We start from the raw sequence: 12,494 nt of genomic DNA, 5'->3' as shown, positions 1-12,494 counted from the left end.
CTAGTTTATTTCCAAATGGATTGCCACAATCTCATAAAGAAATTTGGCTTACTTGGTTTTTTATTATTTTTGTTTGGATCAATTAAACCGGATTCGACCCAATCCATCATTATACCAGTTCCTAATGCTACTGCATTCATGGGTTGGTCAGAAGGAATAGCTGAGACTTTTATCTGCTCAGTGATTAACAAATCTAGATCTTGGATCATCGCGCCCCCGCCTGTAATAACCAGTCCTTGATCATGGATATCTGCGATTATTTCTGGAGAAGCTTGTTCAATCACTCTGCGTATTGTTCTCACTATTTGATCTAATAAATCTTTTAATGCCCGATGTAAATCGTTAGAGTCAACATTAATCGCTTTTGGTAATCCTGTAACAAGATCGCGCCCCTTTAACTCTTGGTTATGAACATCTCTTCCATCCACCTTTTTAGCACAGGCAAGTTGCATTTTTATCCTCTCAGCTGATTGGATCCCAATGAGTAGTTGGTAATGGTCCTTAAAATACTGGATAATTGCTTCATCAAAGTCATCACCAGCTATCTTAATCGATTCTGCGTGAAGAATTTCACCTGAAGCAATAATTGCTATATCCGTCGTTCCTCCACCAATATCTACAATCATACTTCCTTTGGCTGATAAAACATCTAGGCCCGAACCGATAGCCGCTACCATCGGTTCAACTTCTACTCGAACCCTACCCGAAGTAACTTTTTGAACTGCCTCGAATAGTGAAAGTTGTTCTATTTCACTTACATTGGTTGGCGTTGAAATTAAAACATTTGCCTTTCTCAAGCCACGTCGAATGTGTGCGCGCTTGAAAAAGTGAAGAAGCATGGCTTCGGTTAAGTCATAGTCTGATACCACTCCACCTTTTAAAGGTTGTATAACTTCAAGAGACTTTGGCACTCTACCCCGCATTTCATAAGCTTCTCGTCCCACTGCCATTACTTCTTGAGTCGATTGATCTACAGCAATCACTGCGGGCTCATTTAAAATGATTCCTCGGCCTTTAAGATGGATTAATACATTGGTTGTTCCTAAATCAATACCTATATCTCTAGCCATTATACTCATCCTTTCTGGATGATAATTAAGCAAACACAGCTTTTACAGCTGGTTTATTTTGAATGGATGGAATTGGCTGGATATTAACACGTTCGATGTTTGCTCCTAAGCGAGCTAGCTTTTCATGGAAGAGGTAATAACCACGATCAAGATATTTCAACTCAGAAACCCTTGTCAATCCTTTAGCAGTAAGTCCTGCAATAATAAGAGCAGCTGCCGCACGAAGGTCTGTCGCTTTAACCTGGGCACCTGATAATTCTGCAGGTCCGTACATTACAACTGTTTGGCGTTCAATTTTGAAATCGGCGCTCATTCGACGCAATTCTTCAAAGTGCATGAATCGATTTTCAAAAACGGTTTCAGAAAGTGCTGAGTCTCCCTTAGCTAATAATTGAGCAATCGACATTTGTGCCTGCATATCCGTTGGAAAGCCTGGATAAGGCATGGTTTTAATGTCTGTGGGTTTCAAAACCTTGGGACCAATTACCCTTAGCGAAGAATCAAACACTTCAAAAACAACGCCCATTTCTTGCAACTTACTAATTAGCGGTTTGTTGTGATGAGCAATCGCTCCTTCAATCATGACATCTCCATTAGTCACAGCAGCCGCTACCATAAAAGTACCGGCTTCGATACGATCTGGCATAACTTCATAGTCCGTAGCCAAAAGTTCTGAAACACCTTCGATACGTATTGTCTCCGTTCCAGCACCTGAAACTTTAGCACCCATTTTATTTAAAAAGTTAGCTAAGTCAACAATCTCTGGTTCTCTAGCAACATTTTCAATCACTGTTTCGCCTTTAGCTAAAACAGCAGCCATCATAATATTTTCAGTGGCTCCCACCGAAGGGAAATCCAGGTAAATATTGGCTCCGATTAACTGGTCTGCTTTTGCTTCAACATATCCTGCTGCATTTTCAATAGTAGCTCCTAATGCTTCAAATCCTTTTAGGTGCAAATCAATGGGACGTGTACCGATTGCACAACCGCCTGGCATGGCCACACGCGCATGACCAAAACGTGCTAACATTGGTCCCATTACAACGATCGAAGCGCGCATTTTACTAACAAAGTCATAGTCCGCCATAGTTTTAACCCGACCTGTCGCATCGAGCGTCATCTGATTATTCGCTTGATTGAATTTAGTCTCTAGGTCAATATTCTTTAGCAATTCGTTCATTGTTAAAACGTCTGATAAAACAGGCACATTACTTAGTCGTGTAATTCCTTTCGACGCCAAAATAGAAGCTGCCAGAATTGGTAAAACTGCATTCTTAGCACCTTCAACCTTGACTGTACCCTCCAAACGGTTGCCACCTTGTACAATAATTTCTTCCATTTTAAATGAATCCCCTTTTGAAGACTATCGCTTTGGAGTAGGCGAGAGACTTATACACATGATTAGAGAAACGCTGACATCAATAGTAGACGTAAGGTTTCAATGATTGTTATAAAAAACGAACTTGTCAAATAGCCCAAGCCAATACTACATAAAATACATAGGTATCGGTCCATTGCTTGGTGTTGAGGCTGTAAAACACTCCTCCAATTAACTTTTGACAGAGCCATATAGGCTAGGATGACAAAGAAAATGCGAAAAAACAGTACTGCCATACCATTTATAATTGCATACATTTAAATCACCCTTTCATGTTCGTAATCATCATAGCATAAATAAGAAGTAAGTAAAATGACTATAAAGCAAAAATACTATCAAAAAGAAATAGGGCTTAACTTTTCACAATAAAAAAAGCTATCCTGCTAATCTTTGACAGTATGAAATCTATTTATTACTTTTTAAAGTCATTTTGATGACTAGCATTTTGTAGATAATAACGTCGATGGTTATCAATCTTAGCCAAATAAAACTCTCCTTCATGAACACTTGGATCAAATTCAATTATTTCGTCACTAGGCTCAATGGCTTCTAAGTATAGCTTTTCATATTCCTCAATGCTTAACTTTCGACGTTTCTGGAACATTGCTTCAATTTCATTCAAGAGTATAGCCTCTCTAAAACCTGGCTGTAATGCTCCAAAAAAACATTCAGCAACCGCACCTGAACCATAAGAAAATAGGGAAATCTTATCGCCTTTTTTAAGACTTTGATCATGAACTAAAAGTGAAATTAAGCCTAGATAAAGCGAGCCAGTATAAATGTTGCCAATATGTCTTGAATATTGAACAGCGTGATCGTAATGTTTATCAAAACGGTCTAAAGCCTTCAACTTCTGATCTACATCTTTGAGTGTATTTGTTGAATCATTTAAATACTGACGATAGTTTTTAATCGCCTTACGACCCATTTTGGTAAATGGTAAATGGAACAATTGTACTTGATAAGCATCCCAAAAATCCGGTTTACGCTTACCTACTTCTTCCATAATATTCAAAAAGGTCTGATTATATAGATTGGTAGAAAACTTACCGTCTACACGTGGATATATGTCGTATTGTGGTCGCCAAAAATCAAATTGATTGTCAGTATAAGCAATGCTTTCTTCTTCAATAGCTAAAATCGCTGGATCAGCAGTTATTAACATAGCCACTGCTCCTGCTCCTTGAGTCGCTTCTCCAGAAGACGCTAGACCATATCGAGCAATATCGGTTGTAACGACTAACACCTTTCTTTCGGGTCTTAAGCGCACATAGTCAACAGCCGCTTGTAAAGCTGCCGTTCCTGCATAACATGCCTCTTTGATTTCATAGGAGCGTGCAAAACGGTTAATCTTTAATGCTTGGTGCAAATATATTGAAGCTGCTTTAGAATAATCAAAAGACGATTCAGTAGCTACAATCACTTGGTCAATTAAGTCCCGATCTTCTTTTGAAATAATTGGTAACGCTGCATTAATGGCCAATGTAACAATATCTTGTTTGTAATCCGTGACAGCCATTTGACTTTGGCCGATTCCAATTGTAAATTTTGCTGGATCAATATCTCTTGCTTGAGCTAATTCCTCCATGTCTACATATTGGGGTGGTATATAAAAATGAATACGGTCGATTCCAACTTTTGTTTTCATTAATTCCCTCCTCAGTTTTTTCAATCATAATAGACATTATCTTACGAATTTCTCATTTTGTCTAGTAAATCCCTTGCAATCTGAGAGTTAAAGCTTTCTCTTACTTTTAACAATTTAACTAATAGGTCGATTTCATCGGCTTTGGCTCCCACTTGTATCGCTAAGCTACGAGCCTGCAATCCCATATGACCCTTTTGTATACCTTCGGATACGATGGCTTTTAAGGCTGCAAAGTTTTGGGCTAAACCGACAGAAGCAACAACTTGAGCTAACTCTAAAGCATTAGGATTTCCCATTAAATTTAAAGACCACTTTGCCATTGGATGAATGGATAAGGTCCCCCCCACCGTAGCGACTGGAAGAGGAATGTCCATATGTCCGCTCAATTCAGCCTTCTTAGAATCATAAAACCACTGACTTAAACCTCGATATTTTCCTTCTTTACATGCAAAGGCATGAACACTCGCTTCTACCGCACGCCAATCATTTCCTGTAGCAATCAAAACCGCATCCACTCCATTCATAATCCCTTTATTATGAGTTGTGGCACGGTAAGGATCCAATTGGGCATAGTCACTAGCCATAGCAATTTTTTGGGCAATAGGATGGGCTCTATCTAAATTTATATCTATACGCTCAATAGAAAGAGTCGCTTCCACCTTAACAAAATTTTGTGGATTGTAATTTGAAAGAATTGCCATTAAAACCTTGCCACCAATATCTTTTTTTATCTCAAAGGCTAATGCTTCCAAAACGGTATTTAAAGAGTTGGCTCCCATAGCTTCACAAGGGTCAAATAGTAGATAATAGGAATGGTAGAGCGTCTGATTGCTACGATAAGCCGAATACTCAATATCTAAAGGTCCCCCTCCTCTTTCTACCATCCGATAAGCTACTTTTTTAGCAAAGCTCAACCACCCCTCTTTATGCTTGTTAAGAGCTTGTTTCGCTTCAGCTTCTGTCCAATCAGTTAAAACAATTTGTCCTTTAATTGTTTTACGGTCTAAATGCGCTTTAATATTACCCAGATGTTTGGCGCCATTGGATGCCGCAGCTATTACCGATGGTTCTTCTGTTACCATCGGAACTATGTAGTCCTTTTCGTTCACTTGAATAGTCGGTAATATCCCCATTGGAAGGCCATAAGTGTAGAGATAGTTTTCAATCATCTGATTGGCTCTTTTTTCATCTAATATAGGAAAATCCATCTTATTTTCTAAATAAGGGGAAATATTTAAACGTCTTTCCTGTAATGATTGACGGTAAAATTTCTTAAGTGTCATTAAATGCTCCTCATAAAAAAACACAGGTAGAAAAATCTACCTGTGCAAGTAATTTAAAAATTATTTAGTCCCGAAGATACGGTCACCAGCATCACCAAGTCCTGGTAGAATATAGGAATTCTCATTTAAGCGCTCATCCAAGGCAGCTGTAAAGATATCAACAGTTGGAAAAGCTTCTTGCAAAGCCTTCACTCCTTCAGGAGCAGCCACTAAACATACAAATGTAATGTGCTGCTTATCAACGCCATATTTCTCAGTTAATTGTTTAAGAGCCGAAATGGCAGATCCTCCTGTAGCTAACATTGGATCGACTACAAATACTTGGCGATCTTTAATATCAAGAGGAAGCTTAGCAAAATATTCAACAATCTCTAATGTGTCATGCTCACGATACAAACCAATGTGACCCACACGAGCAGCGGGGACCAAAGATAAAATTCCGTCTACCATACCTAATCCTGCACGAAGAATTGGAACAATAGCCATTTTCTTACCAGCAATTTGTTTTTGCTTAGTAACAGCTAGTGGTGTTTCAATTTCAACTTCTTCAAGCGGTAGGTCGCGTGTGATTTCATAAGCCATCAACATAGCAATCTCATTGGTTACTTCACGAAACACTTTAGTTGAAGCGTTCTTATCGCGAATAATGGTTAGTTTATGTTGAATTAAGGGATGATCAACTACCGTAAATTTTGCCATTCTTTTTCCTCCTAATCTAAAGTATCTTAGTGATAAGCGTTAAGAGGCTTGTCAGCTACAATTGCTTCTGCTTGCTTACGTAGTTCAGCAAGTTCAGACTCTTCGGCTTTAAGAGCCTTAACAATAATTTCAGCAATTTCACGTGCTTGATCTTCTTTAATACCTCTTGAAGTAATTGCTGGTGTTCCCACACGGATACCTGATGTTTCAACAAATGAACGTTGGTCATTTGGAATAGAGTTCTTATTAACAGTGATTGCAACTTCTTCTAAACGGTTTTGTGCCCACTTACCAGAAACATCAAAGCTTGTTAAGTCTAATAACATTAAGTGGTTATCTGTACCACCTGAGATAACGCGTAAGCCACTCTCGTTAAATACTTCTGCCATAGCAGCAGCATTCTTAATAACTTGTTGTGCATACTCTTTAAATTCAGGTTGTAAAGCTTCACCAAAGGCAACTGCTTTAGCTGCAATAACGTGCTCTAAAGGTCCTCCTTGGATTCCTGGGAAGATAGCAGAGTTTAATTTCTTACCATATTCTTCTTTAGCAGTTAAGATCATGCCACCACGAGGACCTCTTAAAGTCTTGTGAGTAGTAGTTGTAACTACATCCGCGTAAGGAAGTGGATTTGGATGTAAACCAGCCGCTACTAAACCAGCGATATGCGCCATATCAACCATTAAAATAGCGCCAACTTCTTTAGCAATCTTTGCAAATCTTTCAAAGTCGATTGTACGTGAGTAAGCAGAAGCACCCGCAATAATCATTTTTGGCTTCTCTTCACGCGCAATTTTTTCTAAAGTGTCATAGTCTAGCTGTTCATTTTCATCAAGACCATAAGCTAACATATGATATGATTGACCAGAGAAGTTAACTGGTGAACCGTGAGTCAAGTGCCCACCTTGAGATAAGTCCATACCTAATACTTTATCTCCTGGTTCTAAGAAGGCACGGTAAACAGCTAAGTTAGCTGAAGAACCTGAGTGAGGTTGAACGTTAACATAAGTTGCGCCAAATAATTCTTTGGCACGATCAATTGCTAATTGTTCTAGGATGTCTACGTATTCACACCCACCATAATAACGACGTCCTGGATATCCTTCAGCATATTTATTGGTTAGGATTGACCCTTGAACCTTCATAACATCTTCAGATACAAAGTTTTCTGAAGCAATTAATTCGATACCATGCGTTTGACGTTGGCGTTCTTTTTCAATTACCTCAAAAACTTCTGCATTAATATTTGACATATATACACCCTCCAAAAAAATAGTTACAACATTTAGTTGTAGCTTAATTATAACATAAATGACGACGCTTTCGTAACCCTATTCATGAAAGCAAGTGTTTTCTCATCATTTTCTAATCCTTGAACATAAATTTTCTCTGCTGGACCTTTTTCTAGAGCCCTAAGTCCAGAAAATAAATGTTGTGAAGCGCTCTGCCAGTCATTCGGTTGACCCAATGAATAACTATCGACAACCTGGGGCCGTTCTTTCAAACCATCAATAATAGCATTATCAGCCAAAATGCCTATCTTCATCGATTCTTTATTGACTAATTCAACCCATTCTTCTATTTTTCTCGGAAATGCTATCAGGTAAACCGGTTGTTTGGGACTATAATGACGATATTTGACTCCTGGGGAAGCTACATTTAAGTTAGCCAATTGCATTTTTTCAGAAACAATCTGAACAGGACAGGCTGTTTTAGCTTGAATCTGACTAGGCGTGATATGGCCTGGTCGTAAAACATCCACTCTATCCTCATGGGGATAGACAACTGTCGACTCAATACCCACCTCCGTTAAAGCTTGGCCATTATTTAGAATTCCAGCAATTACACCTCTAAAATCATGTAGTACATGCGCCAAGCTCGTCGGACTTGGTTTGCCAGATAGATTTGCTGACGGACCTACTAGTGGGGTTCCCACTAAGTCAATTAATTCTAAGGTGAGAGACTGATTAGGCATCCGAATAGCTACGCTTTGCTTACCGCCAGTCACGTTATCAGCTACTTTGCCTTTTTTAAGTGGAAAAATAATCGTTAAAGGTCCCGGCCAGAAACTATCCATCAATGATTGAGCGATGGGGGAGATTTCATTCACTAGTTCTTCAACTTGATCTTGATTGGCAACATGCACGATTAAGGGGTTGTCATTAGGACGGCCCTTTGCTTTAAAGACTTTTGCCACAGCTACTGGATTTGTGGCAATAGCCCCTAATCCATAAACCGTTTCGGTTGGAAAAGCGATTAATTCCCCCTTTTTTAGTAGTTCTGCTGCTTGAGGCAAGCTTTGCTTATCAAAAATTAGAGTCTTCATTTAAATCCTCCTCTCGCATCAAAGATACATATCGATCTTTACCCGCAAAATCACGTCCAATTTGAATAAAAGCCGCTGGAAAAGCGTCTTGCAATATCGTCTTAACAGCCAATCCTTGGGCAAAACCTATTTCCAAAAAAACACCGGCTCTTGGTTTTAAGTGTGAAGGTAATTGCTTAGCTAAAGCTTTATAAATGGCTAAACCTTCATCTTCCGCAAACAAGGCGGATTGTGGTTCATATTTTTTTACAGAAGCATCCATTAAATCCAAGTCACTTTGAGCAATATATGGTGGATTAGAAACGAATACATCAAATTGAATATCTGGCTTAAAGGCTTGCATCAAGTCTGAATGGACAAATTGAATATTCACTTGATGGTCATTAGCATTTTTCGTAGCTAGTTGAAGGGTTGCTTGTGAGAAATCACTAGCATATACTTCCCAAGTTGGTAAAGCTTTCTTTAATTCAATAGCAATTATGCCTGAACCGGTTCCTAAATCGATTACTTTGCCTGGAGGCAGCTGACGCATATAAGCCAGCGCTTTTTCAACTAAACCAGCCGTTTCTTCTCGTGGGATCAAGCAAGCCGGACTTACCTGATATTTGTGGTCCATAAAATAAGTGTAGCCGCTAATATACTGTATCGGTTCATCATTTACTATCCGGTGGAGAGCAGAATCAAATTGGCTGGCTAGACCTTGTGAAATCGGTTGATTTAAAAACTTGACGGTCTGACTTAAATCCCAATCAAACAACTGCATCCAATAATAGCGCGCCAAATTTGCATCGTGGCCGTGTTGATTCAAAAAAAATGAAGCCTTTTGGAGGGCTTCATTTAAAGTTAGTTCTTTATGCTCCTTGACCATTGAGCTCCTCCAACTTTTGCGTTTGGTCATATACAACAAGGGCATCAATGATTTCATCGATATTGCCCTGCATAATAGAATCGAGTTGCTGAATGGTTAAGCCAATCCGATGGTCGGTCACACGGTTTTGTGGATAATTATATGTGCGAATTCGTTCAGATCGGTCTCCAGTACCTACTGCCAACTTTCTTTCAGAATCAAAAGCTTCTTGCTTTTCAGACTGCAGAATATCGTAAACACGTGTTCTTAATACTTTCATGGCTTTTTCTCTATTTTTTAATTGTGATCGCTCATCTTGCATAGCTACCACAACTCCTGTTGGGATATGGGTCATTCGAACAGCTGAAGCTGTCTTGTTAACGTGCTGTCCACCAGCACCAGAAGCATGATAAATATCCACACGGATATCATTTTCATCTAAATCAAAATCGATTTCCTCTTGTTCAGGCATTACCACTACTGTAGCAGTGGATGTATGAACCCGACCTTGCGATTCGGTTTCTGGTACACGTTGCACTCTATGTGCACCGTTTTCGAATTTTAGTTTGGAGTAGACTTTTTCGCCTGTAATCATTAAGGTTACTTCTTTGTATCCTCCAATGCCTGTAATATTGGCTGACATTAGTTCGACTTTCCAGCCCTGGGCTTCAGCAAACTTTGAGTACATGGTTAAAAGATCCCCTGCAAATAGTTGTGCTTCATCCCCACCGGCTGCTCCTCGAATTTCCATGATAATGTTTTTGCCATCATTAGGATCTTCTGGCAACATCATCAATTTAATTTCTTCTTCTAATTGATCTTTTTCTTCCTTCAAATCAGAAAGTTCTAACTTGGCTAATTCTGCCATATCAGGGTCTAAATCGCCCGCTAACATTTCTTCTGTATCTGATAGTTCTTCATTGACTTGTTTATAACGACGAATTTTAGCTACCTTGGGTCTTAAATCGGATTCCTCAATCGATAACTTTCTTAATCGATCTGAATCAGATATAATTTCTGGATCACTCATCATTTCGATTACTTCCTCAAAACGGAAGATTAATTGATCTAATTGTTCAAACATGACATTCTCCTCAATCTACTTATTAAAGTCTTTTTTTAAATTTTTCCAGGGTTTTTATAACATTTACGACAAACAGGTAAATAAGCTTCATTGCCCCCTATTTGAATTTGGTCTCCTTCATAAACTGGTTGACCATCAAGAAACCTTAAATTCATAGTGGCTTTTTTATGACAGAACCAACAAATTGTTTTAATTTCTTCGATTTTATCAGCATAAAGGAGCAAATATTTTGACCCTTCAAATAGTTCATTGGTAAAATCATTTTTCAAACCAAAGGCCATGACCGGAATATTTAACTCATCGACAACCTTAGCTAATTCAATGATATGGTGTTTCTTTAAGAATTGTGCCTCATCAACCAAGACACAAAAAAGGCGGTCTTTTTGGTGAGAAGCCTTAATCTTTTCATAAAAGTTATCCTCATCAGAAATCGGAATAGCTTGTCGATTGAAACCTGTTCGTGAAGAAACAATCCCTACCCCGTCACGGTTATCTATTGCTGAAGTATAGATTTGCACAGCTTTGTTTTGTTCTTCATAGTTATGAGCAACTTTAATAATTTCTATTGATTTACCTGAATTCATTGCTCCATATTTAAAATAAAACTTAGCCATTACCATGCTCCTCTTGTCTGTAGTTTAATTCAACCTATTCATAATAGGTTATTTTTATTTAGAAAGTCAATCCTTCACACACTATTCTATTCTATCACATCCTACCACTTGTCAAAAGAGATTCTTTCTTCCAAATTTACTTGAGGACTGATAGAATAATATTACTTGTATATTATGAAAAGTTGAGGTGGTAGCATGCCATTACGTAGCCAAATCGCTCGTATTATTGGAAAGACAAGCCGTTATTTATTAACTAAATTCACTCAAGGAGGGTCCTCCTTACCTGGAAAAATTGCCCTTACTATAGAACCCGATATCTTAAAAGAATTAGCCAACAATTATCAAGTTGTGGTTGTTACTGGCACAAACGGAAAAACGCTAACAACCTCTTTAATTGTTGAAATTTTAAAAGAAGTAGAGCCCTTAGTCATTACCAATCCCTCTGGATCAAATATGCATCAAGGAATAGTAACTACGTTTTTACAAGCCCCTCGCTTAAAAGATGGCCAAAAAGGAATAGCCATTTTAGAAGTCGATGAAGGCTCTTTAAGCCATGTGGTTAAAGCCATCCAACCGGAGTATTTTGTTTTTACAAATATTTTCCGCGACCAGTTGGATCGTTTTGGTGAGCTTCATACTATTTTTGATTTATTAAAAAATGCTGCTAAAAGTGTGCCTACAGCCAAAATTATTGCCAACGGCGATCTACCAATGTTTAATTCATTAGAAATAGAAAATGAGAAAATTTTCTTTGGTTTTGATCATCAAAAGGATGAACGGATTGTTCCGCATCATAATACCGATGGTTTACTTTGCCCAATATGCGATCATATCCTAACCTATAAAATGATTACTTATGCTAATTTAGGTAAATATTATTGCGAACATTGTGGTTTTAAACGTCCCAAATTAACTTATACCGTCGATCAAATTAATGAGCTGGCGCTTACCCACTCCCAATTTTCGATTAATGGCCAGTCCTTCACTTTACCAGTTGCTGGTAAGTATAATATTTATAATGCTTTAGCCGCTTATTCATTGACTAGAGAGTTAGGGTTAGATGATAGTGAGATTCGACAAGCTTTTGAAAAAGCTAAGAAAGTATTTGGTCGACAAGAAAGTATTCAAATAAAAGACAAAAAGGTTCTACTTAATTTGGTGAAAAATCCGGTTGGTTTAGATCAAGTACTAGAACTGATTACTTTTGATCATCAACCCTTCACTTTAGTCAATATTCTAAATAATCAATATGCTGATGGGACAGATGTTTCATGGATTTGGGACGGTAATTATGAACGATTAAAGACCATGCCAGTCGCTGAAGTCATCACCGCTGGTGATAAAGTAGATGATTTGACCAAGCGAATTATTGTTGCGGGAATTGATGAAAATCAAATTAAAAAAGCTCACTCAATAGAAGAAATTTTCCAGCTGATTGAGCAAGCCAACACAGAAAACATTCATGTTTTAGCAACTTATACTGCCATGCTTCAATTAAGAGAAGAACTAAAAAAGCAGGGCTATCTAAATCATTGAGAGGAAGAA

12 protein-coding genes are annotated in these 12,494 nt (G+C 38.3%); 1 reads left to right on the top strand and 11 read right to left on the bottom strand.

Annotated features, from left to right (window positions below; all coding sequences use genetic code 11):
• Nucleotides 1–5: 5 nt before the first annotated feature.
• The 11 genes from ACQV2S_RS05055 to ACQV2S_RS05005 all read right to left on the bottom strand — a co-directional run bounded on the left by ACQV2S_RS05055 (nt 6) and on the right by ACQV2S_RS05005 (nt 10,949).
• On the bottom strand, nt 6–1,070 hold the full coding sequence (locus ACQV2S_RS05055; protein WP_428873861.1) for a rod shape-determining protein: 1,065 nt from the start codon (nt 1,068–1,070) through the stop codon (nt 6–8).
• A gap of 25 nt (nt 1,071–1,095) precedes the next feature.
• The gene (gene murA, locus ACQV2S_RS05050) at nt 1,096–2,409 is read right to left on the bottom strand and encodes a UDP-N-acetylglucosamine 1-carboxyvinyltransferase (protein WP_428873860.1); all 1,314 of its coding nucleotides are present in this window, start codon (nt 2,407–2,409) and stop codon (nt 1,096–1,098) included.
• 62 nt (nt 2,410–2,471) lie between these two features.
• Nucleotides 2,472–2,639, bottom strand: coding sequence for a DUF1146 family protein (locus tag ACQV2S_RS05045; RefSeq protein ID WP_428873896.1), 168 nt, complete (start codon nt 2,637–2,639; stop codon nt 2,472–2,474).
• Between the two features lie 221 nt (nt 2,640–2,860).
• Entirely contained in the window at nt 2,861–4,096 is a 1,236-nt protein-coding gene (locus tag ACQV2S_RS05040; RefSeq protein WP_428873859.1) for a hydroxymethylglutaryl-CoA synthase, read from the bottom strand.
• Between the two features lie 41 nt (nt 4,097–4,137).
• The gene (locus tag ACQV2S_RS05035; RefSeq protein WP_428873858.1) at nt 4,138–5,379 is read right to left on the bottom strand and encodes a hydroxymethylglutaryl-CoA reductase, degradative; all 1,242 of its coding nucleotides are present in this window, start codon (nt 5,377–5,379) and stop codon (nt 4,138–4,140) included.
• 60 nt (nt 5,380–5,439) lie between these two features.
• Entirely contained in the window at nt 5,440–6,078 is a 639-nt protein-coding gene (gene upp, locus ACQV2S_RS05030) for a uracil phosphoribosyltransferase (RefSeq protein ID WP_428873857.1), read from the bottom strand.
• 26 nt (nt 6,079–6,104) lie between these two features.
• Complete coding sequence (gene glyA / locus ACQV2S_RS05025; RefSeq protein WP_428873856.1) at nt 6,105–7,331, bottom strand: serine hydroxymethyltransferase; 1,227 nt, start codon at nt 7,329–7,331, stop codon at nt 6,105–6,107.
• A 47-nt stretch (nt 7,332–7,378) separates the two neighbouring features.
• A complete protein-coding gene (locus tag ACQV2S_RS05020) occupies nt 7,379–8,404 on the bottom strand; it encodes an L-threonylcarbamoyladenylate synthase (protein ID WP_428876003.1) in 1,026 nt (341 codons plus the stop codon).
• The gene (gene prmC, locus ACQV2S_RS05015; RefSeq protein ID WP_428885100.1) at nt 8,385–9,272 is read right to left on the bottom strand and encodes a peptide chain release factor N(5)-glutamine methyltransferase; all 888 of its coding nucleotides are present in this window, start codon (nt 9,270–9,272) and stop codon (nt 8,385–8,387) included. Before prmC ends, ACQV2S_RS05020 begins: the two co-directional genes overlap by 20 nt.
• Nucleotides 9,256–10,335, bottom strand: a complete 1,080-nt coding sequence (gene prfA / locus ACQV2S_RS05010) for a peptide chain release factor 1 (RefSeq protein WP_428882093.1) — start codon at nt 10,333–10,335, stop codon at nt 9,256–9,258. Before prfA ends, prmC begins: the two co-directional genes overlap by 17 nt.
• Nucleotides 10,336–10,370: 35 nt before the next feature.
• The gene (locus tag ACQV2S_RS05005; RefSeq protein WP_428873852.1) at nt 10,371–10,949 is read right to left on the bottom strand and encodes a thymidine kinase; all 579 of its coding nucleotides are present in this window, start codon (nt 10,947–10,949) and stop codon (nt 10,371–10,373) included.
• Nucleotides 10,950–11,144: 195 nt separating this feature from the next.
• On the opposite strand from ACQV2S_RS05005, the gene ACQV2S_RS05000 reads away from it, so the two are divergent.
• The gene (locus ACQV2S_RS05000) at nt 11,145–12,485 is read left to right on the top strand and encodes a MurT ligase domain-containing protein (RefSeq protein ID WP_428873851.1); all 1,341 of its coding nucleotides are present in this window, start codon (nt 11,145–11,147) and stop codon (nt 12,483–12,485) included.
• Nucleotides 12,486–12,494: the final 9 nt, after the last annotated feature.

Origin of the sequence: Facklamia sp. P13064, from assembly GCF_050409425.1 — a bacterium.
GTDB lineage: Bacteria > Bacillota > Bacilli > Lactobacillales > Aerococcaceae > Facklamia.
The sequence above is the reverse complement of the archived record's forward strand: the minus strand, read 5'-3'. Positions and strand labels throughout refer to the sequence as shown.